This window comes from Carboxylicivirga agarovorans (assembly GCF_050589845.1).
GTDB classification, from domain to species: Bacteria; Bacteroidota; Bacteroidia; order Bacteroidales; family Marinilabiliaceae; genus Carboxylicivirga; species Carboxylicivirga agarovorans.
The window spans coordinates 1-23,292 of the sequence record NZ_JBNGPA010000039.1; the positions used below are offsets into that span (position 1 = coordinate 1).

Consider the following 23,292-nt stretch of genomic DNA (forward strand, 5'->3'; position numbering starts at 1 on the left):
TTTGAATTGGCTGATTTAACATCGTATGAAATATTGGATGTAATCCAAACATAAATAGCTCCTAACTTGTCATGTTCGCTATTGAAATCAGAGTTTATTCTCTTAGCAATCTTTTCGCAGTTAGAAACTGATGTAGGGTATCTGGTAACAATCTGCTTTATACTTTCATTAATTTGTCCACTTATGGAAAAACTAATAAGTATCGTTAATAATATTAATGCGTTAAGTCTTTGCATCTAATGGGGCTAACGTTTGGCTAGATGAAGCTGATTGGCAATTAATGAACTAAACCAACCAAGAACTCTCTGAGCCAAATCTTTTATTTGTTCTCATCTTTTCATTTCTATAGCCAATTGAAAATCATGAACACCTATAAAAAGCGAACACACTGTTCATAAATCAAAGGTTTGGCGGTGGTCGATTACCCAATCTAACTTCCAAAAACTCACGAACGCCAATTGCTTTATTCTAGCGTGTTAGCCCTCGTTTTTTTCTACTTTAAATTTATCTATCCATGTCATATCAGGATAAATTAATTCGTCTTGAGGTTCAACCCACTTATAATTACTGATTCGATAATAGTTTCCTCCGCATTTACATGCCAGGTTGTTATCATCGTTCTTTGAAAGAAAGCATTTATCGCACATTATTGACTCTTCCGTAGTATTGAAAAATACTGGCTTAAAGTATTGATACGCCATTAAAGCAAGAGCCCAAAATAATGCTGTCATCAAATAATCAGCAAAATATTCTGGTATTTCATCAATTTTTACTAATTCTCTTGGACCAACATAGTGACTATAAGGCTTAATGCCAATAGTTATCGAAAATAAAATCCTACCGAGGAATATTATAATAAAAGACCAAATGCCTAACTTTATTGTTTTAGAGAACCTTTCTGAATTCTTATTCTGACTATCATCTTCTAACTCGCGTTTCGTTTTCTTTATCCACATTATTTACAGTCTTGATTATTGTTCTTCTAATGTCAACATTGTTTAAATCTGCATTATATGCCGTTTTTAAATCTAATGGTAGTTTTTGTTCTTTAGCTTTTTTTATTCCTGTTACAACATTATCAAGGTCTACACCTTCTTTATATAATTGAGCTAGTTTTCTAATATTATTATCAATGTCAATTAGTAAAAGTTGTTTATGCCATTCTATTAGCTTATGTGGTGGGATTTTATGAAACCTATATTTTACCAGGTCAATAAACGACACTTTAACTCCACTAAATAAAGCACTTAAATAGAGTAATATTGGCAAGTATGCAAATAACAAAATCAAACCAATGCTTATTAATAATATTTTCATTTCCAATCTTGTACGGTTAAATGAGGGCTAACTCGTCGATATACGGCACTATGCTGTATATATTACATATGGCCAGTGGGCGATATATCGTATGACTATTTTTTATATACTATATATTTTTGCAACATACAGCTTCGCCTCCTCAGTCACAATAATGTGTAAGCTTTAAACTTTGCTGTATGTATCAATACTGCATACCAGGCCTCTAAGTTCTTCTGATTTTTTCCCCAACACATATCTTATTTACTCTTTACTCTATATTATCAGGAAGGATGCTTATCGACTCTTTTAAATGAAGTCTGACAAGAAGTCTTTACTCATCATAAAAAAAGCTATATTTTTCTAGACATCCAAGTCATCCAGCGGACTTTTTACTTTACTAATATCTCTGTCGTCCTGATGCTTGAATGTCTAAGTAACTTTTGTATGTTTCGGATGTCCATCCATGAGTCACGCAGGTGGGTGGCAAAAGAATGCCTGACATATGTGGCGTTAACCGCTTATAACTGCCGGTCTTTAATACTGTATTCTTCATAACATTCTGAACACTTGAACTCTATACTTATCACCATTTTGACCTTCAATATCATAAATACCGGGTTGCCCTTTGCGTAATTACTCCAAATAATAATTGCTTCAATTTAACGGGCATGGACACAATTCTGCCTATACCTCTTTTGCATTGCTATATTTCAATCAATTGCGATCAAAGTTTACATCTTCAACTTTCAGGTTAATTAATTCTCTCCTTCTTATACCAGTAACCTAAAGTATATATAACATACATTTATGCTTAATAAAAATATTCTGCCGTAAGATGGCTTCAACCTCTTGTTTTTCCAATACTTTGGGCAAACTCCTTTGGGCAACTGCCCGTGGAATTAGTAGTTCGTTGACCTTGAGCTTAGTAATGATAACAAATAGCGTTTGACTGCACTAACCGCAATATTTTATAACGACCATGTGTAACTTAATACTGCTCGCGGGAAAAATAAATAATCACGTAGCTCTTCAACAGATATTTCATTGGCTGACTTTCCCTTGTAGTAATCCTTCAGCTTCTTTACCAGGCATGAGTACTTCTCAATCTCCGTAACAAGCCCCTTACAAGGTCAATATTTTGACATAATCCTCTAACCCAAGTTATTCATAAAAGTCAAAAATGAACACTTTGAATAAACGTTAAGTGCACAGGCAAAGGCACCCAAAAATTTTTAGCTGTTATAGACTCTATTTATGTAGCTTGAATATTACAAAGGATCAAACTTAAATTTCTGTCCGGCTACCGAAGCTTCATACATTAAACCACCTTTTGCCATGGTGAAAATGGCGATACCATCAACGTATTTAGTATTGGCCGACACACCTGCTGCTGCAGCTACAGCAGATACCTGAGCTGTGAACTCAATCTTATTTTCGGTGAAACGGTCGAATTCCTTCTGTGTCTCAAAGAAGATAACTTCTCTAAATGCCTGCCCCCCAGCCTGAAGACCAATACTCACCTGCGATAGTTTGGCCATACCAACCAAACTTCCTTGCTTGTATGCCACCCCGTTACCTGCAGCTCCGCCTATTCCCAGGCCGCCTTTACCTACATTAGGAAAAATAACATAGCCATACGAGTCGTTGAAAAATTTAGCCATTCCATCGTCCTTTTCCAGAAAGTCGGCCTTAGCTTCGCTACTATCTTCGATGATCTCTTTTTGTTTCTTTTCTGATTGTGCCATTGTACCAACAACAAACATCATAAAAAGGCAAATAAGTGTATACGTCTTCATTTCTTAATTATTTGGGTTTAAATTTCAACTGATTACAATATAACATACTAAAATTAAGGCTTTAATACATCAAAATCAAAGTAATGATTACTAATAAATTGCTATGTTTCAAATAAGGTGGCAAAGAGTTCTGACTACATTCACCACAAACACTGTAGCCTTAGCAGAAAGTAGACTAATAAATACCAGAGTGCAGGATATTAGGCTTTTAGACTATTAGATGGTTAGTAAGTTCAATACATTATCAAATTAACTATTCAACTCCTCAACTAATAACTCCCTTAACTAATCCCATTTCGACTCCAGATAAATTTCGGGATCGACACTTAATCCATCAGCTTCCTTCCTATAAAGTATCCTCCTGAATATCGTAACAAAATTCCTTTACATCAATGTTATAGTCATCGACAAAATGCTTAATGCGAATATCCTCAACTGTGGTATGTTCAATGAACCATTCTACCAGAAACTGATGAAAACTATCAAAACCTGAAATGCTTTGTTTTTTTTGCTTTAAGGTTTCCAGCAGATCTTTATGTCGCCAGGAGTGCTCTTCATACTCTGGATAGTTGATGGCTACCATGAGGTTTTCTTCACTGGCAAAATGAAAACTGGCATACTTTTCAATTTCATCGATAATGCGCCTAAGGGTTTCATCAGAACGCCCTTTGTTTATGGCCATTTTAAAAGAATTGATGAGGCGAAGAAATAATTTATGCTCCAGATCAATACGGGCCACATCAATCTGGTATTTTGCTTTCCAACTTAAAGTACTTGAATTGGGAATCATAACTTCAGTGTTAGGTTTACATGTAGTAAATTACTGAAAATTAATTAATTTAATCAATACTACACCCTATTATAACACAGACATGCAGCAGGATGCCTTATAACCATGCTGCACGATACGAATACCCGTCCCACTTGTTAAAAGGCATGTACCAATCCTATTCCAAGACACGAAAGACTGAGTTTGGTTTAGAATAACTTAGCGCAACAGATATGCTCATGATCAATTTACGAGCATATCTAGTTAAGAACTATGGCATCACCAACTCCACCGGCTTTCCGTCAAGCTCAGGATACAAGGCATTTTTGCTTTCCATTTCTGACTGTAACAGCTCCATCATAAGCTTTAGCTGCTCCTTGTTTTCGGCTGCTATATTCCGCGATTCAAAAGGATCATCTTTCAAGTTAAACAATTCATAATACGCCTCTCCTTCAACAGGGTAATGATAAATTACTTTCCAGTCTGAAACCACAAGGCTTGTAAAATAGTTGGTACGGTGGTTACCATGCGGAAAATGATTCAGAAAGGTTTCTTTACGCTCATTGTTGTTCATGCCGGCCAATTGGCTCTGCAAAGCAAACCCATCAGTAATGTGATCTGCCTGGTCTGATACACCGGCAAGTTCACATACTGTAGGAAGAATATCCAAAACACTGCCCATTTGTTCCTGTATGGCATTGGCAGGCACAAGCAGTCGTTTTTGATTGGCATTCTCACTATCCGGCTTTATCCATGAAGCGATAAAAGGAACGCGCATGCCACCTTCCCAGTGATTACCCTTTTTACCTTTCAGGGGAGAAGAACTACTGTAGGCGTCATCACCTAAAGGTGCATCGGAACCATTATCACCTAAGAACATAATAAAGGTATTCTCACCCAGGCCCAGTTGATTAACATGTGCAATTATGTCGCCAAGGGACTTATCTATACCTTCAATGAGTGTTGCATATGCCTGTGCTTTTTCTGAGTGGCCCGAATCTTTGTAATTATCCGCAAAACGCGGATCAGACTGAAACGGCGCATGTACGGCAAAATGAGCCATGTGCAGGAAAAATGGTTTCCCTTCTTCTTTGGCACGGGTTATTGCTGCATTTGCTTCCAGGGTGATAGCCTCGGTTAAAAAAGTGTCAGTACCGTGGTATTTTTCAAGTCCGGGAACAGCACGCGCCTTCCATCCTTTAATAAGGCCATAGGCATCTTGTGCGTAATAACTGCCAGGCTGCCCAAATGAATTACCGGCTATATTGACATCAAAACCCAGGTTCAAGGGATCTTCTCCCTCATATCCGATGGGTCCAAAGTGAGCTTTTCCTGCATGAATAGTAGTATATCCGGCCTGTTGCAATATGCGGGGAAGAGTAACAGAAGAGCTATTCAGTCCTTCCCAGTTCCATTCCTGAGGGCCAAATTTTGTGCGGTTATTACCCTCTGACCTGATCCAGTTGGTAGCTCGATGGCGTGCTGAATTCTGACCTGACATTAAGGAAATGCGTGTGGGTGAACAGACCGAGTGCGCATAAAAGTTGGTAAATCTGATACCCTGGCTGGCCAGTGACTCCATATGGGGCGTTCGATAGAAATCATTTAGCGGGTACTTCTGCGGATTACCTGTCGAATCAGTTAAAAACGGAACAGATGTATCCATTAATCCCATATCATCTACCAGGAATACAATAATATTTGGTGGAGCAGATTCTTTACTCACATGCTTGCAAGAGAATAAACTAAACAGTAGAAGTGTAAAGATCGTCAGCTTTTTAGTAGTCATAGCAGATAATAATTATGATTGTTTATTTAAGCCCTGATGTCCTCTTTTATAGCAGAACACAGGCCAACAGTTTATGTATTACCTCCAAAAATATAAAAACTTTGAGATTAGATCTTGCTAACGGGTTTATATTATTGCCCGAATGAAGCAGATGGTTTATCATAGCAGGGCTATCATCATACCGCGCGACAGGTATAAGGCAAGAAACGAACAGACAAAAAAATTCCACCAAAAACACAGCATCCGATGATTATCCATCGAGTCTTCTGTATTTTTCGTGGAAGGGTTATACCGCTTGTACTGCAGCCTGCATTAAGACTGCTTTTTGAAAGAACTAATCAATCGACCACTATACATTATTAAGTATTTTTTTGTGAGAACGTGGTTTCCTTGCATGAGGCATCTCTTCATGCTTCGCTTTTTTATCGGCTCTTTTTTCCTTTAAGGTCTTAAGCGAATCCTTTTTCTTTTTCCCGTCTTGTAACCGTCTTTCGTGTGACATATCAAAATCATTTAAGGTTTAAAAAGTTGCATTCAAATATGTACAAAGAACATTATGCTATGACAGAAGAAATTTACTGATGAAGTGAACTTTTGTCAAGTTGTAAGGGATATTAGAGTAAGGCATAGCTTACTACTATGTCATCACCTGTCCCACCATTATGGTGTTTACTGCATAACAAAGTATCTCAGGTATAAATAGCCCGATGCTAAAACAATAGAGACAAACATGAGTGGCAGCCCGATTTTAACATACTCTTTGAAACGTAGCGGGTATTCTGTTTTTTGGGTAAAGCCGGCTACAATTATATTTGCTGCAGCACCTATTAATGTGCCGTTTCCTCCGAAACATGCCCCCAATGACAATGCCCACCAAAGCGAATCAACATCACCACCTGCAGCCTCTCCCATATTTTCAATAACTGATATCATGGTAGCCGTGTAAGGAATACTATTGATAAATGTGGTGCAGGCAGCAGACATCCATAAAATAAGTTGCGATGCTTTCACTGCTTCTCCGTCGGTGGCAATAATCATTTGGTCAGCCAAATAAGTAATGACACCTGTCTTTTCCAACCCTCCCACAATCACAAACAAGCCAATAAAAAAGAATAGAGTAGGCCATTCGACTTCCTTAAGTATCTCTTCAGGATCTTCTTTGGTTACCATCATCAGTAGAAAACCACCGCCCAAGGCGACTGTTGCAAGGCTGACATGGTGAATATGATGGGTCATAAAAGCCGCAATTATCAGGGCAAAAACAACCAGGTTCTTTATCAGGAACTTTTTATCCTTAATGGCCCTGGTCTCGTCAAATGCATTGATCTTTTCCGTATCCACATTTACGGCATTCAGCTTCTTATAATAGATCATCTTTAGCAAAGCGAAGGTAACCACTGACACGACCAATACAATGGGTAAATTATTATTGATAAAATCCATAAAATCAAGATGGGTTGCCCCGCCAATCATAATATTGGGCGGATCGCCAATTAAAGTGGCAGCACCTCCTATATTGGAAAAAAGTATCTCTGATATCAGCAGTGGTAAGGGGCTTATTTTGATGGTATCTGCCACTGCAAAAGTCAAGGGAACAATGATCAATACAGTTGTTACATTATCCAGAAATGCTGATAATACAGCTGTTACAATTGATAAAACAACGAGGATTTTCCATGGGTTACCGCCGGTTATTTTGATGCCCTTTATGGCAATGTATTCAAACAAACCCGTTTTTCGCATAATGGCTACTGTAATCATCATGCCGCACAGTAAACCAATGGTATCAAAATCAATATAGTCAACCGCTTCATTCTGACTGATAATATGAAAGGCCACGAATAAAAAGGCGCCCAGCATGGCAGCAATGGCATTGGGTAGCTTTTCGGTGGTAATTAATGTGAAAGTCAGTAAAAAAACACCTGATGCTAAAAGAACGTGAAAAGTATTTATTTGCTCAGCAATGAATAAAAACATATGGTAGGTCTGTTAATGGATATCAAGGGAAAGAGATAAAATTTCTATACGTGTTAATAAGCCGATGAGTGTTTTTCCTTCAACAACAGGCAGTATTGTTCCTTTTTGCCTGTACAGAAGATCTGCTGCATAGGACATGGTATCATCAGGTGAAACAAAAGGATACTCATCATCAATAAAATCAATGATCTTTTGTTCCAGTTTATCCTTCAGGTGAATGGTGATCTGATCCAGGCCTGCCATAAAAGAAGTATCAAGCATGGATTTCATATAAGCAGGTATGGCCTCATTCAATATTTCCTGTTCACTGATGCAGCCTACATATTCTCCCAGCTTATTAACCACCGGCAATGCACTCAGGCGATGCAGCTTCATGGTATTAATAACCCTGCGCAGACTCGAATCCTCATTCACGCAGGTGATATCTCTGTGAATATAATCCCGTATCTTTTTCATCCCATTATCATCTTCAGTCATTGCTTTAACACGTATCAACAAACTCTTTCAATAAAACATTTCTAAAACTCCACTTCTTCAATGTCTATCCTTGATAAGTTGCCTCCTATTTTATCAATATCTCTTATCTCCTTATATATATCTTCAACATCAGTAAGCCCTGCTGCCGATGCATATTGTAACACTTCGCATTCTTGTCTGTCACTGATATACGCATGAATAAAACCAGCCAGGTATGCATCGCCATAGCCCAGCATATTGACAATATTTAAACCACTGGGCCTTAATACATAGGCTCGCTTGTGTGTAACCACCACCACATTTTCAAGACGATGGGTAAAAATGATGTACTCCGTTTTCGGACATTTCTCCAGTATGTCGCGACCGGTGGCGATGAACTGATCAATACCATCGACTTCCTTTCCTAAAACCATATGATTGGAGCGCATATCGGGATTGATCAAAAACGGTTGCGCATCTATTAGTACCGGTAAGTGTTTGGGAGAAGTATGCACGATGACTTTTTTTCCCTGTTCACGTGCCATATCAACCATTTTAATATAAATATCGGGCTGAACACCCAAGGGCAATGAGCCTGCAATAACAATTATATCAACCCGGGACAGCAGGCGCTCATAGTTCTCTAAAAAAAAACTAATATCTTCTTGTGGTATTTCCTGACCAAAATCGTTGACCTCGGTCAGTGTTTCATTCTGTCGGTCTAAAATAGAAATATTGGTACGTGTAGAACCCTGTGTAAAGATAAAGTTGGTGGTGATTCCCTCTTTGCGGATGGCATCGCATAACATATGCCCGGCATGCCCTGCTGCAAATCCGGAAGCAATGACCGCATCACCCATTTTGCTTAGGGTATTGGCAATGTTAACACCCTTACCACCGGCTGACACCATGCTCATCTCCCCTTTTCTCAGGCGGTGTAACTTATGAAGCTCAAAGGCATCAACAATCAGTATTTTATCAATTGCAGGATTTAATGTAACAGTTAGTACCATAGCTCAATCCATTTAGTCCAAATATAAGGGTACGGTCGCTTATCATTATTATCTGAAGTCGATTTTAGCATCGATCCCATCTTAAGAGCAGAACCGTACCATACAAATATTTAAGTTATGAAAATGCTGTGGTTAAATAAAGAAAATAAGCAACTATCAGGCTTGTCGAATTAAGGCGCTATACGATTCGATACCTAAACACCATATCTACTGCCCAACTCCCACCCCAGCAGTTCCTAATAACTTCTTATGGGATAAACATTTCACTTTGTCAATTCAACTCCTTAATAAATAACTTTCAACTCAGCAACCAAGGGACGATGATCAGAAACCACCGGTTCATGTAACAATTGTATGCTTTGGGTTTTGAAGCGAACCTTATCGGTATTGCGATAAATAACATGGTCAATCTCCATGGCTTCCTCACCCTGGTAGCTTAGCTTGTCATCACCTTTATCAACAAATACAAAGCCCTGACTGGCAAAGTATTTCATGGTAGGCGAATCGGGTGTACAATTAAAGTCGCCCGTAACAACAGCGGCCTTGTTCAAGGTGTTAATATATTCCATCAGTTGGCGGGCCTGACTTAAGCGTTTTGCGCTACCCTCCTCTCCTTCTATCCAGTCAAAATGAACGTTGGCAAAAACAATGGTACAGCCCTCGGCCAGTTCTACCTCATGAACAATAGCAATGCGTGGCTCGTGCAGTCCTTGGGGCAAAGACAAAAGTTTACTTGAAACCAACGGTTTAGCCGACAAAGTAGCCATGCCATATCCGCCACCATCGAAAGGCATAAACTTGCCAAAAGTACCTTTCATAGCGGTTTGATCAGCCAAATAAGCCGTTTGATCAATGCCGCCTGAACGCCTGCAAATATTATCAACTTCCTGCAAGCCGGCAAGGTCGGGCGACTGCGCTTTAATTATATCAAGAGAACGCGATACATCCAATTTATTATCCAGGCCTTTGCCATGACGGATATTGTAGGACATGACTTTAAGGTCCATGCTTTGTTGCATCATACAACTGTTCATGATCGCCAGGCATGCGATAATTATAACTGTTAAGATCTTTCTCATGTGTTTGATTTTTCAGTTCGAAGCTAGTTTAATAAAAGCTGCCATTAAAAAACCCGCCAGGTTATTTACAAGGCGGGGATAACTTATTATAAGCAGAGCTTACTCAGCTTTTTTAAATTCTTCGACCCATTTAAGAGCCGCTTCTTTATCTTTTTCCATTACCAGTACATCAGCGCCATCCAGTGTATGGTGTGGTGCCACCATACCTATCAACTGGTTTTTCATACTGGCTTCAATGCCATTATCTTTTAGCACCTGGCAAAGCATCTCTACTTCCATGGGCGTACCATTAAATACAGGAACTAATTTGGTGTTATCGTCTGTCATAGTTTATCATTTTTAAGTTTGTTTTTAAGATAGTAAAAATTATTGAGAAATAAGACATTGGAGTTCCTGTGGATACTGTGTCTGCTAAAGGGAATAGCTTGATCAAATATGCAATTTTTACACTTTACTTAGCTTGTATGGATACAAAAAAGAGGATATCCAAATACAGAACTAAGTTTGAATTAGAACTTACGATCCACTATCAAAACGTGTTTAAATCCCCAATAATTATCGGGTGCTTTACACGAGGCTATGAAATCGTAACTCTTTATCTACTTTAGTTTTATTTTTGGACACCCTCTTATATTAAACAAGTGTCTTCTTAGTTTCCTTTACTTGTCTGAAGTTGCTTAGCCATTGCTGCTCCAATAAGACTTTCCAATGGCGTCCCTCCTTTTTCGTCTCCACTAATAATCATGGTTTCAGGGAATTTGATCTTGGCAATTTCAGCAGCTACTTTTACATCACGATCAAGCTCCATTGCCAGTTTCACCTCAGGCGTAATACCTGCATTAACTTTTTTGGCAATTTCATAAGCTTCCGCATCAGCTGTTACCTTCTTCTTTTGAGCATTTAAGCGCTCCGTCTCTAACGCGATAGCGGCTAACTTTTTATTGGTTTCCTCTTGTTTAAGCTTCGTTTCGATAGCAATAAGCGCTTTAACCTGCTCCTTTTCCTGGTTTACACGCTCTTCTGCCTTATCACGCTCACCTTGTGCTACAATACGTTGCTGCTCAGCCTTGGCTGTCTCGATCATCTGTTGCTCTAACTGACGCTTGGCTGACTCATCACGTTGTGCTTCCAAGCGCTGTTTAAAGGTTGGTTCAAGGTCAATTTTATCAACGATCACCTGAGATACGATAATATTGTTTTCCGACAATTCGTGTGGTATTCGTTTTGGAATACCATTTAATAATATTTTCTCAACTCTGTAGCTGGTCTGTATCTCCTTGATCGTACGTTGGCTCGATGTCATATCGATGGCATCATAGATTGTATCCTTTACCTCCAGTTTGTTAACAGCATAAGTCCCTTCTTTTAGCTGTTCCTCAAAGGTTTGACGAAAAGCCTGTGCCTCACCCGAAATATAGTTCTGAGCTGCGAACATATATCCAGTATTGATCAACTGCTCACGTACAGTAGGAATAATCGTATTATTTACCAGGTTACTCATGGTCCTGTATTTAACTGCCAGTTTAATAAATGACGGACTATCTTCCGGCAATTGAAAACGTAGCGACACATGCCCTTGCGCTGTTACCTGGTCAATAAAACGCACCGGAATAGGGTTCATTACACCTTCCAGCTCATCTAAATCAGATTCGGTTGATTTACTTACTACCTTAACATCAATGTATTTTTGCCACTTGTCTATTTTTGCGAATCCGCGCCATTTAATTCCCTGTTCCATCACGGCACTCATATGCCCTGTTGGTGATACAAGGAGGTAGTTAAATCCGCGATCGGCAAAGAAAAACAAAGAATTTAACAGCATCAGAATTACACCTATTACAAGCATCACATTACCATGTAACGGTTTAATTCCTTTGAGTAGTTGAGGGAGTTTACTTGATTGTTTCTCCAGTTTGGATACTACAATGGCAGCAAGGCCAAGCACTAAAACCAGAAACCCTAAAAATGTTGTCATTTTGTATTTGAATTAAGTTTAAAGAAATTATTCCTTAAACATATTTGATTCATCTTATATTACAAGCAACAATGGCAAACTATTTTACAAAAGGTTGAATAATTTACACTAATGACATTAACTATAGAGTGTTTTAGCAAGGTATTGCTGGAGCATTGAGCACTATGTATAAAAGTTGGATCTCACATCCAAGGGCTCAGATGGGAGACTGGTACTCACTCTGTCAAAACTATCGTAATTGAGCTGTGAAACTTAGCATATTATTGAGATTGGAGCATATAAAACCCAATAGCCAAGTCATTGTAATCTATGAAATGGAAATAAGTTAAGCTAATTCCGTAGTTATAACAGAATCAATTTTAAAGGAATTAATACATTGAATCAGTTGATTATACTGATATCATGAATAATGCTCATCCCATAAAAAAAGCTCCCAATGACTTTTCAAAGGGAGCTTTATCGTTTAACCAAAATTAAACCCTGTTACAGGCGTTTAATTCCTCTAATATCATTTTTTTCTTTCACTTCTACAAGGCTAATGGCATATCCACCGCCGGGAGCACAGTATTGTGACAGCTTCGATTTACTGGTAACAACATACTTTTTAACCTGGTAGGCCTTTGGATTTGTTTCCCAGTGAGCGTCTTTGGCATCGGCATAAATGGTTGCCACATATTTCTTGCCAGGCTCTAAAAAGTCAAACTTAATTTTTGATGTGCGTGCCTGATCATCGTTAGTACGACCAACAAACCAGCTAGAGCTACCTTTTTCCTTACGGGCATAGGTAATATAATCACCCGGCTCGGCTTCCAACACCTTTGTGTCGTCCCAGTCGATAGCCACATCTTTAATAAACTGGAAAGCGTCCATATGTTTGGCATAGGTTTCAGGCAGGTCAGCTGCCATTTGCAAAGGACTGTACATTGTTACATACAAGGCCAACTGACGGGCAATGGTCGTGCGAACTCTTGAACCGTTATTCGGATTGTACTGGCTAACATCAGGCTCAAAAATACCTGGGGTATAATCCATAGGTCCCCCAATTAAACGTGTAAACGGTAAAATAGTCGTATGGTTTACATTATTACCGCCAAAAGCCTCGTATTCGGTACCACGTGCGCTTTCGTTTCCAATAAGGTTTGGGTAGGTACGACACAATCCTGTAGGTCGCACTGCCTCATGCGCATTGACCATTACCTTGTATTCCGCTGCCTTCTCAACAGCATACTGATAGTGGTTAACCATCCACTGACCGTAATGGTACTCACCACGTGGTAATATATCACCAACATATCCACTCTTAACAGAGTTATAGTTGTTATCAGCCATAAACTGATAAGCTTTATCCATATGGCGTGCATAGTTACGAACAGAACCTGATGTTTCATGGTGCATCATAATACGCACACCCTTGCTTTTTGCATAATCGCGAAGCATTTCAACATCGAAATCAGGATATGGTGTTACAAAATCAAATACATAATCTTTTGACTTGCCAAACCAATCTTCCCATCCTTCGTTCCAGCCTTCAACCAATACAGCGTCAAATCCGTGCTCAGCTGCAAAATCAATATAACGTTTGACTTTCTCATTATTGGCCGAATGAGTGCCGTTAGGTACAGTCTTGGAATAGTCTGTTACACCCAGTTTAACACTTGGTAAATCGGTATATGACCATGAGCCTTTTCCTGTTATCATCTCCCACCAAACACCAATGTATTTAACCGGTTCAATCCATGAAACATCTTCATAAGCACATGGCTCATTGAGGTTAAGCGTAATATTTGACATTAGGATATCGGCTGCGTCATTACTCACTATAACAGTACGCCATGGAGATGTACATGGTGCCTGCATATACCCTTTATCGCCACGTGCATCGGGTGTTAAGTGCGACTTGAATACCATGTTCTTATCATCCAGCTCAAGGTGCATGCATGAATACTCATACAAGGCCGCCTCATGAAGGTTAATATATAAACCGTCATCGCTTTTCATCATCAGGGCGGTTTGAACACCAGGCTCAGTAAATGGCGTTTGTGATGCATTACCTGTAACAGCAGTACTCATCAAACCACGTATCTCACTTAGCTTTGATTCGGTATAATCATATTCCTGCGTGTCATAATCGGCTGCAATCCAAAATGCCTTATGGTCACCGGCCATGGCAAACTCAGTGTTTTCTTCCTTTATAACAAAATAGGTCATATTATCCTGCTCAGGAAACTCATAACGAAAACCTAAACCATCATCAAACAAACGAAAACGCAGATTAACCATACGCTTGCTGTCGGTCTGGGTCAATGACACGAATAATTCGTTGTAATGATTGCGAATCTCTTTCCATTCTCCCCAAACAGGTTGCCATGTTTCATCAAAGGAGCTTTGCTCAACAGCAGACACTTCAAATCCACCCATCAGGTCATCAGCATCTTTTAACTCCAGACCTAAACGACTTTCTTTAATCACTTCTTTGCCCATAAAAGACAGCTGGTAGGTAGGCACACCATCCTTAAGCTCAAATTTTAAGCTCAATTGATCATTCGGGGATTTTACTTCATCGGCCCAAAGGCTAATTCCCATTAACAACAAAAGTTGAATTAGTACTAACTTCTTCATACTACATGAATTTTCAAAAACTAGAATTACAGTTTAATATGCGCGCAAGCCATTAATGCACACAGTTCAAACAGTTAATAAAATGCGGTAGAGGTGAATGTCAAAGGTAAAAAGTTTTTATTCGAAATGCATCCAACGCTTATGAAACAACAATGGAATCACTACTAATTTGTCATGCGCAAAATTATTTAAAGAGCTCTTTTTATGCTATTTACACCACACAAAACAACATCCCCTCTTAGGGCCTTCGGAGAGGTAATATTTTAACAATACGTTTAACAAACGTTTGCAGTAAAAAGTGCTTTACATCTTATAAATACCCTTTCATCTTCTTATCGACTGTTTGATTCATTTTTTAAACTTATCAACGCGTCTTTTTCATATCTTTAAGCAAAATCACAATAAATTATGAAATACATATTACTTTTAGCGGTATTGTTGGCCTGCGCAAACAGTTCTGACTCACAAACGGTTAAAGCCATTACACAGCATGGCGAGACAGTTGTATTATATGAAAACGGTACCTGGAAATACGAAAAAGACGTCAACCAATCCAATTCAACACAGATAAATACCACTTCACCTGCAACTGTAACGGTACCAGTTGCGCCAGCTGTTGCCGTGGCTAAAGTAGAGATAGATGCCAGTAAAGATGTTACGGCTGAAAAAATAGAAATATACAATGCAGTCAGCAAAAAGCTATCACACTTTTTTGGTGATGAAAAAGGCAGGGTCAGATGCTCGGCAACTGCAAGCAATAACAAAGGAAAGATCAGCCTTAATTTTGAGTTTATGATGCAAGTGGGTGATGCCAACCGTTACTTTGGATACACGACTAAAGACCGTACCATGACCCTTGAGCTAACCGATGGCTCTAAGATCACAACTACCTTTACTGAAAACTTTGAGGAAAAATTCATTGAAAAATGGAATGTCTCATATTATAAAGCATCTGTTGTTTTAAGCGAGGATGATGTTACCAAACTATTACAAAGCAACACCATGCGCATGACCATTGATTGGAAAAAGCTTGAAGAAGAATACCAGATCGACAAGGTAGACGGTATTAAATCACTGCTTAACGATGTTATTTAAATGGAACACCTTGGCAAAGTTGGTTTAGCATTAGGCGGTGGTGGAGCTAAAGGGTTCGCACATATTGGAGTGCTTAGGGCACTTGAAGAATACCATATACCTGTTCATCAAATTGCAGGCACCAGCATGGGCTCCATCGTAGGAGTCCTTTACGCTGCAGGATACAGATCTGATGAAATACTATCCCTATTACGGGCCGAGAAAGTCTGGAACTGGTTTAAAATTGACATCCTAAAAGGAGGGCTTGTCAATTTAAGCGGTGCTAAAGAAGCGCTTATTAAGCATGTGGGGCATGAAGATTTTCAGCAATTGAAACTGCCTTTCTGCGTAACAGCCAGCAACCTCATCACCGGTAAGGTAAAAGTTATCAATAAGGGAGAGCAACTGTTTGATTGGATAATGGCCAGTTGCAGTGTGCCTGTTGCTTTTACACCTGTGGTTATCCAGGATTATACCTATGTTGATGGCGGTGTATTTATGAATCTGCCAGCCGAACCTTTAATGTTTGAATGTGATACAGTAATTGGCTCAAGTGTAATTGTTGATAAGAAAATTGACTCCATTAAGAATGCCAAGGATGTTGCTGAGCGTGTTTTTAATTTATCGATTATTCAAAATCAGCGAATCAGCAAGTTACATTGCGACTATTATTTCGAGATAAAGAAGCTGAACAATTACTCGATGTGGGACTTCCATAAATTTGAAGACATTGTAAACATTGGTTATAAGGCAGCGAAGAAAAACATAGAACGAGACATATTACCGCAACTGATGATTGATAAGACACAACAATAATCTAAAAATAAACACCATGAATTCACATGAGATTGACTACGAAATTAAAGGGCACGATGTTCAGTTTGTAGAAATTGAGCTGGACCCACATGAAACAGTCATAGCCGAAGCGGGTGCCATGCTTTATATGGAAGAAGGCATTCAGTTTGAGACGAAAATGGGTGATGGTTCCAACCCATCGCAAGGTTTTTTCGGAAAGCTGGCAGCCGGAGCATCTCGCCTGATCACAGGCGAATCGTTATTTATCACTCATTTCACTCAACGTGGATTCGGCAAAAAGCGGGTGGCTTTCTCTGCTCCATACCCGGGCACAATTGTTCCACTTGACCTGAGCCAGCTGGGCAGACGTGTTATTGTTCAGAAAGATGCTTTTTTATGTGCAGCCCTAGGCACTAAGCTATCAATGCATTTTAATAAAAAAATAGGTGCCGGCTTTTTCGGTGGTGAAGGCTTTATTCTTCAAAAACTTGAAGGAGATGGAAAAGCATTTATTCATGCAGGCGGCACACTGGTTGAAAAAGAACTTAATGGTGAAACGTTACGTGTTGACACTGGATGTGTGGTTGGTTTTACCGATGGCATTGACTTTAGCATTGAATCAGCAGGTGGATTAAAATCAATGGTATTTGGCGGCGAAGGTTTATTCCTGGCTACACTTCGTGGCACCGGTAAAGTTTGGTTACAATCAATGCCTATCAATAAACTTATCAGGGCTATTGCTCCTGGCGGAAGAAATGCCGGAAAAGAAAGTAGCGGTGGATTATTGAATGAAATATTTGAATAGCCTGATACGGCTAAAAAAAAGAATGATCGCATCATAGTTGGTGCGATCATTCTTTTTATAGCTAATATGATGTTTTACTCTTCCACTTCTTTGGTCAAATCTTGCTCCTTATCAACGACACTATTTTTCCTTACTTTAGTAATTCAGGTGATACATCTACTTATTGCAGCATAACTTGCAAATAGGGTAATTAAGCACCTTCTTCTTTTATTTTCTGGATTACCAAACCGGCAAGTGTCATTCCAAAAATTCCGGTTATATGAGCCAAACTACCATTTATTGCCGCTTTCAAACTGCACCATTCGTGATTTACCAAATCAGGATCTCCTGGACCATTCTCGGCTTTTGGACACAAACATTTTTCTGTCCCACAAGTAGCGTCAGCTCCGGCATTTTCTAATAATTCATCACTATAAACACATAAAAAATCACGTGACGGCTCACCAACCTTACGAACCATCTTCCTGATCTTACGAGCCAGGGGGCAACCTTTTACTTTCCAGAAAGTATCAACACGCACGCGTGTCGGATCCACCTTTAGTGCAGCTCCCATCGATGAAACAAATAAGGCATCTGTTTCTGTTGCACGTCTGATCAGATGAACTTTACTTCCTAAACTATCAATAGCATCGATGATCACATCGTAACTGTCCAGATCAAAATCGTCAGAGGTTTCCTTACTGTAGATCTTTTGCAAAGCAGTTATTTCAGCACCCGGATTGATCTCAAGTAATCGGTCTTTCAAAGCTTCCGTTTTCACCTGTCCTACCGTTCTTGATGTTGCCATCAACTGACGATTAACGTTTGTTACGCAAACCCGGTCACTATCAACGATGGTTAATTTAGTTATTCCTGTTCTGATTAGGCTTTCGGCACACCAGCTGCCAACACCACCTATTCCAAATAGTATAACTCTTTTTTCGGCCATGGAAGTCATGACCTGCTTCCCCATTAATAGCTCTGAACGATGAAAAATCCCTTTCCCCATTTTGACAAATTTTGCGCAAAAATAGGAAAAAGTCAGTTCCTTCAAAACAGACTGACTGTTAAGAATTGTTTCGTCACGAAGTTCTTAAGTTCACTTATTTACAAATTGATCTCCCTGTCGCGGAAACCCAGGAGGTATAGAATGGCATCCAGTCCAATTGTTGAAATATGGTGTTTGGCCGACTCTTTCACTTTGGGTTTGGCATGAAAAGCAATTCCTAATCCAGCTAACTTAAGCATAGGTAAATCATTTGAACCATCGCCCACTGCAATAACCTGCTCCAAATGGATGTCTTCCTTGAAAGCTAATAATTTCAGTAACTCAGCCTTCTTCTCTCCATTAACAATTTCGCCCTTATGATTGCCTGTTAACTTGCCATTTACTATCTCCAGCTCGTTGGCAAATACATAGTCGATATCGAGTTTGCTTTTCAAATACTGCCCAAAATAGGTAAAGCCACCAGATAGAATGGCAGTTTTATAACCATACTTCTTAAGGGTTTTAAATAAACGTTCTGCTCCTTCAGTAACAGGCAGATTTTCAGCTATTTCTTTCATCACGCTTTCATCCAGGCCTTTGAGTAAGGCAACGCGCTGAATAAAGCTCTCGTTAAAATCAATTTCTCCCCGCATGGCCGCCTCTGTAATTTCCTTGACCTTATCGCCAATACCAGCCTTGATAGCCAGTTCATCAATTACTTCGGTTTGAATCAGTGTTGAATCCATATCGAAACAAACCAAACGACGATTACGACGGAAGATATTATCAGCCTGAAAAGCAATATCAACACCAGCTGTTTTCGAGATATCTATAAACTGCTGTTTCATATCCTCTTCACTCTTAGGTGTTCCCCTAACCGAAAACTCAACCACAGACTTATCATTACCTTCGTGATCATCAAGCAAAACACGCCCACTCAATCGTGAGATATAATCAATATTAAGTCCCTGTCCCGAAATAATTCCCGTCACCTGTGAAAGCTGTTCAGCACTCAACTTTCGTGATAATAGCGTGATTATAAATCGTTCTTTGCCTTGTTGCCCAACCCATTCCTTGTACTTTTCCTCAGTAACAGGTGTAAACTTAAGGTTCAATCCAAGCTCATAGGATTTAAATAAAAGCTCTTTCAAAACAGGGGCCGACTCCGCCGACTCGGGCACTTCAAAAAGTATTCCCAGACCTAAATCTTCATGAATAACAGCCTGACCGATATCCAGAATATTAACACCATAATGTGATAATATTCCTGTTAATACAGCAGTTAAACCAGGTTTGTCTTCTCCTGAGATATTCAATAATATAATTTCCTTGCTCTTATTCATAACGATTAATGTGTAGGTAAATGATAGGCAAAAATAACAATCTAAAAGAAAACAACCCCATTCAACTGTTAATTTCCTAACAAAAGTGCTAAAAACGGTTCACAATTACAATTACGTGCGTCACATTAAGCTGAAGCAGGAGAATATGAAAAAAAAGGCCGTTTCTATCAAACTTGACAAAAACGACCCAAACCGTACTAAATGAAAAAAATCTAATTACTTTCTATCACATGCCCTTTGCCTCTGTATAGTTCCAATTCACCATCGAGCAACACAGCAACAATGGTCATATCTTTATCAAGTACTTTATGAGGCAGATCAACATATGTGATTCCCGGCACTTCACTCCAGTATTGCTTCCCAATTACCTTGTGACTGAGCTTTGTTCCGTTTCCGACCACCCATATACGGTTGATCTTGTTTTTTAAGCCTCTTAATACCAGTGGACCATTGTTTTTACCATCCACCATCAGGTAAAGAATATTTTTATCTTTCGATAAAGCTGTGGCGCCATTGTAATGACCATGTGCAATGGGCTTGTCCATGTCATTCAAAGCAATTTGGTGCTTCGTTTTCCAGGGCTCATTCTCCATCATTGCTGCTAACTCATATTCCTGAAGACTTGTGGCAGGATTTACCAGTTTAATAGAGTGTTTCAGATCAACAGCAATGACAGTCATTGTCTGATCACAGTGCTTAGGTTCAACAGTAACTGAAAGCAGGTTATTGTTATGATCATAGACCAGCTGCTCATTACTTCCTACAACACGTACATTTTCAATTTCTGCATCCAATCCGTTAACCATCAATTGATGGTTTGGTACCCTGTCGAGGTACAGATAAAGTGTTTCTCCATTTTTGGATATGGCACTCGGTCCAGGGTAATATTTATGCTCTATACCCGCATGAGTGCCATAAATGGCTTCACTGTGTTTACTGGTCCAGCGACCAAACTCTTTTAAAATATCAATTTGAGGCTGAGGGATTGTGCCATCTGCTTTTGGTCCGATATCCAATAATAAATTACCGCCCATGCTAATGCAGTCAACAAAAATGCGAATTAGCTGGTAAGGCGTTTTGTAGTTATGGTCATTGTGCTGATAACCCCATGAATCATTCATGGTCATGCACAACTCCCAATATGGATTATTGGGCTTCTTAATTGGCACACCTTGCTCAGGCGTATCATAATCACCATATCCTTGCAAACGACTGTTAAGAATGACATTCTTGTTATAACCCAACATTAAGTCTCTTAATTCCTTTGACTTCCATTCTTCGGCCGAATGCTCCCAGTCGCCGTCAAACCAGTATAGATCGGGATTAAAGCGCTTGGACAACTCATTCATTTGGGTAAAATAGAAATCGGTAAATCGATTCCAGCGCTCTTCATCATTATCGTAACGCACTTCATGACGCAAATGTGCCGGATAATCAGGGTATGACCAGTCGATTAACGAATAATACAACCCGACTTTCAACTTCTCCTTTCTGAGCGCTTTCACAAAAGGAGCTACAATATCCTGCCCGGCCGGCGTATTATTAACGGTATTATAGTGTTCGGTCTTAGAGTCCCAAAGCGCTACTCCATCATGATGTTTCGTTGTCAGAACAGCATACTTTGCACCGCTTTCTTTTATCAGCTTCGCCCATGCTGAAGCATCATAGTTAGCAGCTGTAAAACCATCCAGTTGCTTCATGTAATCATCGTAATTGATGTAGCCATTAAAAAATGACCATGATTCATCAATTCCATTTACTGCGTATATTCCATAGTGAATGAAAATGCCAAGCTTTGCTTCTTTGAACCATTCCATTCGCTTATCTTTCTCTTTCTCTGTTTCAGGCTGCACCGGCTGTGCATTCATTGCAAGTGTTATTCCAACCATCAAGAGTATTAGCAGTTTCCTCATATTTATAAGTTTAGGTATCATTTCTTTGACTTCCATGTTCTTCCCTCGTTATTGATGTGCCAGTAATAATCACTCTTGCTACTGCTTGCAATAGCTTCATATAGTGAAGTGGTAACATTGACCGAAGAAATATATTTACTATCTGATAATCCTACATTTTTGAGCAATGCCATATCATCGGCATACTGTCCGGTTGAATTCTTATAAGCTCTCTGCGCATGATAAAGCCTGTACAATTCCCATTTCACTGACTCATCTTCATTGAACACAAAGGCCTCTTCACCTTGTCCGGCAATCAGATCAGAGAACTGCATAAATCCCCATGTTTCGGGCCTGTGCATATTGATATAGCTTTGCGGTGACCAAACCCAGTTATCTTCAGGGTATGACTTATTGGTTTCAGGATTGATCCGTTTTTGATAACTACCATCCACAACATCCATTTGCCACTGAACCCGACTGAAGTTAATTCGCCATTGATTACCTGCCTCTGCTTTAACTCCGCCTGCATACTCATGCAAAACGTCCAATGGAAATGCCATTTCCACAAACCAACCTTCATCAATATCATCGGGATTATTGATTGTTCCCTTTAAAGCAACCGCAGACTGAAGACCGTTGATGTCCCAGTTATTTATTGCAGGTCCGCCATCACGATATGGTTTCGCAAGTAATAAATCCCAAACAGTATTAAAGGCATTCATTTCAAATTCATAATAGCCATGGGTATCTCCGTCAGGATCAATAAATACTTCAAAGTCATTATCGTAAAAAATAACTGCATCGCGCTCTGTTATGCTTGCCCACAGGTGTGGTTCCTGCAAGTAGGCCCCAATATAAAGGTATTCATCATCCCACAACATTTTGGCCTTTGTCAGATATTGCGGCTTTGGCTTTGCGTCTCCTTCAATATCTGCAAACTCATTTGTCCAGGGAGCATTCTTCCAGGCCTGCTCATCAAGATTGCCATCAATTGTCATTTTCTCTCCCGCCCTATAGCAAACATATTGTTGAGGATTGAAAACAGCCTCTTCCTTTTGAGAATACTCAACCTTACCATTTGCCTGGCAGGCCATCAAAAAGATCATTAGACAAGGGAATAAAAGTTTATTCATAATTTCAATTTGCGATGTTATGTGATACAAAATTACGAATCAGAGAATTGTTATACTTCGTTCTGTTGTTCTTAAAAGGTGAAGAAATGTTCCTGAATCACTACTTATGATTGTGTTTAAAGTCATTATGGAACATTATTACCATCGGGCACGAAGGTCATGGTCAATTTCTCCCATGGAATTACGAATATAAAGTTTAAAAAAAGCACGAGTAAATTTGTCAACTATAGAAAATGTTTTACTTTTGCACCGCTGTTACAAAAAACGGTATCCTGTTAAACGAGCAGGTTTTGCGAAAATAGCTCAGTTGGTAGAGCACGACCTTGCCAAGGTCGGGGTCGCGGGTTCGAGTCCCGTTTTTCGCTCAGGGTTTAATAGTAATTAAAATTGGATTTGTCACTGCGGTCAGTTCAATTTTAGTTTGCCGATGTAGCTCAGGGGTAGAGCGCTTCCTTGGTAAGGAAGAGGTCACGAGTTCAAATCTCGTCATTGGCTCAAAAAAAGAGGG

21 protein-coding genes, 2 tRNA genes and 1 pseudogene are annotated in these 23,292 nt (G+C 39.4%); 5 read left to right on the forward strand and 19 right to left on the reverse strand.

Going from position 1 to position 23,292, the window contains the following annotated elements; all coding sequences use genetic code 11:
* The 15 genes and pseudogenes from ACRD69_RS22165 to ACRD69_RS22235 all read right to left on the reverse strand — a co-directional run.
* On the reverse strand, window positions 1-236 hold a 236-nt coding region (locus ACRD69_RS22165; protein ID WP_430817347.1), incomplete at its 3' end, for a hypothetical protein.
* 240 nt (window positions 237-476) lie between these two features.
* A complete protein-coding gene (locus ACRD69_RS22170; protein ID WP_430817348.1) occupies window positions 477-956 on the reverse strand; it encodes a hypothetical protein in 480 nt (159 codons plus the stop codon).
* Window positions 919-1,317, reverse strand: a complete 399-nt coding sequence (locus tag ACRD69_RS22175) for a flotillin-like FloA family protein (RefSeq protein ID WP_430817349.1) — start codon at window positions 1,315-1,317, stop codon at window positions 919-921. The genes ACRD69_RS22170 and ACRD69_RS22175 overlap by 38 nt, the downstream gene beginning before the upstream one ends.
* A gap of 371 nt (window positions 1,318-1,688) precedes the next feature.
* Window positions 1,689-1,787 (reverse strand): annotated as a pseudogene (locus ACRD69_RS22180) (hypothetical protein); the annotation flags it as partial.
* 780 nt (window positions 1,788-2,567) lie between these two features.
* Complete coding sequence (locus ACRD69_RS22185; protein ID WP_430817350.1) at window positions 2,568-3,095, reverse strand: lipid-binding SYLF domain-containing protein; 528 nt, start codon at window positions 3,093-3,095, stop codon at window positions 2,568-2,570.
* Window positions 3,096-3,441: 346 nt separating this feature from the next.
* Window positions 3,442-3,885 (reverse strand): bacteriohemerythrin, encoded by a 444-nt coding sequence (locus tag ACRD69_RS22190; protein WP_430817351.1) that lies wholly within the window; start codon window positions 3,883-3,885, stop codon window positions 3,442-3,444.
* A 250-nt stretch (window positions 3,886-4,135) separates the two neighbouring features.
* Window positions 4,136-5,653 (reverse strand): sulfatase-like hydrolase/transferase, encoded by a 1,518-nt coding sequence (locus ACRD69_RS22195; protein WP_430817352.1) that lies wholly within the window; start codon window positions 5,651-5,653, stop codon window positions 4,136-4,138.
* 349 nt (window positions 5,654-6,002) lie between these two features.
* A complete protein-coding gene (locus ACRD69_RS22200) occupies window positions 6,003-6,155 on the reverse strand; it encodes a hypothetical protein (protein ID WP_430817353.1) in 153 nt (50 codons plus the stop codon).
* Window positions 6,156-6,322: 167 nt separating this feature from the next.
* A complete protein-coding gene (locus ACRD69_RS22205) occupies window positions 6,323-7,630 on the reverse strand; it encodes an ArsB/NhaD family transporter (RefSeq protein WP_430817354.1) in 1,308 nt (435 codons plus the stop codon).
* A gap of 12 nt (window positions 7,631-7,642) precedes the next feature.
* Window positions 7,643-8,086, reverse strand: coding sequence for a CBS domain-containing protein (locus ACRD69_RS22210; protein ID WP_430817355.1), 444 nt, complete (start codon window positions 8,084-8,086; stop codon window positions 7,643-7,645).
* A 62-nt stretch (window positions 8,087-8,148) separates the two neighbouring features.
* Window positions 8,149-9,099: a 1-phosphofructokinase family hexose kinase gene (locus ACRD69_RS22215; protein ID WP_430817356.1), complete on the reverse strand. Its 951-nt coding sequence runs from the start codon at window positions 9,097-9,099 to the stop codon at window positions 8,149-8,151.
* A gap of 284 nt (window positions 9,100-9,383) precedes the next feature.
* A complete protein-coding gene (locus tag ACRD69_RS22220) occupies window positions 9,384-10,178 on the reverse strand; it encodes an endonuclease/exonuclease/phosphatase family protein (RefSeq protein ID WP_430817357.1) in 795 nt (264 codons plus the stop codon).
* A 99-nt stretch (window positions 10,179-10,277) separates the two neighbouring features.
* Window positions 10,278-10,505 carry a putative signal transducing protein gene (locus ACRD69_RS22225; RefSeq protein ID WP_430817358.1) on the reverse strand — a complete coding sequence of 76 codons (228 nt, stop codon included), beginning with the start codon at window positions 10,503-10,505 and terminating at the stop codon, window positions 10,278-10,280.
* A gap of 322 nt (window positions 10,506-10,827) precedes the next feature.
* Entirely contained in the window at window positions 10,828-12,153 is a 1,326-nt protein-coding gene (locus ACRD69_RS22230) for an SPFH domain-containing protein (protein WP_430817359.1), read from the reverse strand.
* 483 nt (window positions 12,154-12,636) lie between these two features.
* A complete protein-coding gene (locus tag ACRD69_RS22235) occupies window positions 12,637-14,772 on the reverse strand; it encodes a glycoside hydrolase family 97 protein (protein WP_430817360.1) in 2,136 nt (711 codons plus the stop codon).
* Between the two features lie 408 nt (window positions 14,773-15,180).
* Here ACRD69_RS22235 and ACRD69_RS22240 point away from each other — a divergent pair, with 408 nt between their 5' ends.
* From ACRD69_RS22240 to ACRD69_RS22250, 3 genes are read left to right on the forward strand one after another with little or no spacing between them, the layout of a single operon-like run.
* Entirely contained in the window at window positions 15,181-15,867 is a 687-nt protein-coding gene (locus tag ACRD69_RS22240; RefSeq protein WP_430817361.1) for a hypothetical protein, read from the forward strand.
* A complete protein-coding gene (locus tag ACRD69_RS22245; RefSeq protein WP_430817362.1) occupies window positions 15,868-16,662 on the forward strand; it encodes a patatin-like phospholipase family protein in 795 nt (264 codons plus the stop codon).
* A gap of 16 nt (window positions 16,663-16,678) precedes the next feature.
* Window positions 16,679-17,446, forward strand: a complete 768-nt coding sequence (locus ACRD69_RS22250; protein WP_430817363.1) for a TIGR00266 family protein — start codon at window positions 16,679-16,681, stop codon at window positions 17,444-17,446.
* 190 nt (window positions 17,447-17,636) lie between these two features.
* Here ACRD69_RS22250 and ACRD69_RS22255 read toward each other — a convergent pair whose 3' ends face one another.
* The 4 genes from ACRD69_RS22255 to ACRD69_RS22270 all read right to left on the reverse strand — a co-directional run bounded on the left by ACRD69_RS22255 (window position 17,637) and on the right by ACRD69_RS22270 (window position 22,784).
* On the reverse strand, window positions 17,637-18,434 hold the full coding sequence (locus tag ACRD69_RS22255) for a tRNA threonylcarbamoyladenosine dehydratase (protein ID WP_430817364.1): 798 nt from the start codon (window positions 18,432-18,434) through the stop codon (window positions 17,637-17,639).
* Between the two features lie 98 nt (window positions 18,435-18,532).
* On the reverse strand, window positions 18,533-19,756 hold the full coding sequence (serB, locus tag ACRD69_RS22260) for a phosphoserine phosphatase SerB (RefSeq protein ID WP_430817365.1): 1,224 nt from the start codon (window positions 19,754-19,756) through the stop codon (window positions 18,533-18,535).
* A 212-nt stretch (window positions 19,757-19,968) separates the two neighbouring features.
* A complete protein-coding gene (locus tag ACRD69_RS22265; protein ID WP_430817366.1) occupies window positions 19,969-21,669 on the reverse strand; it encodes an alpha-L-fucosidase in 1,701 nt (566 codons plus the stop codon).
* 17 nt (window positions 21,670-21,686) lie between these two features.
* Window positions 21,687-22,784 (reverse strand): carbohydrate-binding family 9-like protein, encoded by a 1,098-nt coding sequence (locus ACRD69_RS22270; RefSeq protein WP_430817367.1) that lies wholly within the window; start codon window positions 22,782-22,784, stop codon window positions 21,687-21,689.
* 292 nt (window positions 22,785-23,076) lie between these two features.
* On the opposite strand from ACRD69_RS22270, the gene ACRD69_RS22275 reads away from it, so the two are divergent.
* Window positions 23,077-23,149, forward strand: a tRNA-Gly gene (locus tag ACRD69_RS22275).
* 58 nt (window positions 23,150-23,207) lie between these two features.
* Window positions 23,208-23,279, forward strand: a tRNA-Thr gene (locus tag ACRD69_RS22280).
* Window positions 23,280-23,292: the final 13 nt, after the last annotated feature.

Excerpts from the sequence above, each read along its gene's own strand:
- ACRD69_RS22170 (WP_430817348.1), bottom strand. The coding sequence starts at position 956 with ATGTGGATAAAGAAAACGAAACGCGAGTTAGAAGATGATAGTCAGAAT.
- ACRD69_RS22175 (WP_430817349.1), bottom strand. The coding sequence starts at position 1,317 with ATGAAAATATTATTAATAAGCATTGGTTTGATTTTGTTATTTGCATAC.
- ACRD69_RS22185 (WP_430817350.1), bottom strand. The coding sequence starts at position 3,095 with ATGAAGACGTATACACTTATTTGCCTTTTTATGATGTTTGTTGTTGGT.
- ACRD69_RS22190 (WP_430817351.1), bottom strand. The coding sequence starts at position 3,885 with ATGATTCCCAATTCAAGTACTTTAAGTTGGAAAGCAAAATACCAGATT.
- ACRD69_RS22195 (WP_430817352.1), bottom strand. The coding sequence starts at position 5,653 with ATGACTACTAAAAAGCTGACGATCTTTACACTTCTACTGTTTAGTTTA.
- ACRD69_RS22200 (WP_430817353.1), bottom strand. The coding sequence starts at position 6,155 with ATGTCACACGAAAGACGGTTACAAGACGGGAAAAAGAAAAAGGATTCG.
- ACRD69_RS22205 (WP_430817354.1), bottom strand. The coding sequence starts at position 7,630 with ATGTTTTTATTCATTGCTGAGCAAATAAATACTTTTCACGTTCTTTTA.
- ACRD69_RS22210 (WP_430817355.1), bottom strand. The coding sequence starts at position 8,086 with ATGAAAAAGATACGGGATTATATTCACAGAGATATCACCTGCGTGAAT.
- ACRD69_RS22215 (WP_430817356.1), bottom strand. The coding sequence starts at position 9,099 with ATGGTACTAACTGTTACATTAAATCCTGCAATTGATAAAATACTGATT.
- ACRD69_RS22220 (WP_430817357.1), bottom strand. The coding sequence starts at position 10,178 with ATGAGAAAGATCTTAACAGTTATAATTATCGCATGCCTGGCGATCATG.
- ACRD69_RS22225 (WP_430817358.1), bottom strand. The coding sequence starts at position 10,505 with ATGACAGACGATAACACCAAATTAGTTCCTGTATTTAATGGTACGCCC.
- ACRD69_RS22230 (WP_430817359.1), bottom strand. The coding sequence starts at position 12,153 with ATGACAACATTTTTAGGGTTTCTGGTTTTAGTGCTTGGCCTTGCTGCC.
- ACRD69_RS22235 (WP_430817360.1), bottom strand. The coding sequence starts at position 14,772 with ATGAAGAAGTTAGTACTAATTCAACTTTTGTTGTTAATGGGAATTAGC.
- ACRD69_RS22240 (WP_430817361.1), top strand. The coding sequence starts at position 15,181 with ATGAAATACATATTACTTTTAGCGGTATTGTTGGCCTGCGCAAACAGT.
- ACRD69_RS22245 (WP_430817362.1), top strand. The coding sequence starts at position 15,868 with ATGGAACACCTTGGCAAAGTTGGTTTAGCATTAGGCGGTGGTGGAGCT.
- ACRD69_RS22250 (WP_430817363.1), top strand. The coding sequence starts at position 16,679 with ATGAATTCACATGAGATTGACTACGAAATTAAAGGGCACGATGTTCAG.
- ACRD69_RS22255 (WP_430817364.1), bottom strand. The coding sequence starts at position 18,434 with ATGGGGAAAGGGATTTTTCATCGTTCAGAGCTATTAATGGGGAAGCAG.
- serB (WP_430817365.1), bottom strand. The coding sequence starts at position 19,756 with ATGAATAAGAGCAAGGAAATTATATTATTGAATATCTCAGGAGAAGAC.
- ACRD69_RS22265 (WP_430817366.1), bottom strand. The coding sequence starts at position 21,669 with ATGAGGAAACTGCTAATACTCTTGATGGTTGGAATAACACTTGCAATG.
- ACRD69_RS22270 (WP_430817367.1), bottom strand. The coding sequence starts at position 22,784 with ATGAATAAACTTTTATTCCCTTGTCTAATGATCTTTTTGATGGCCTGC.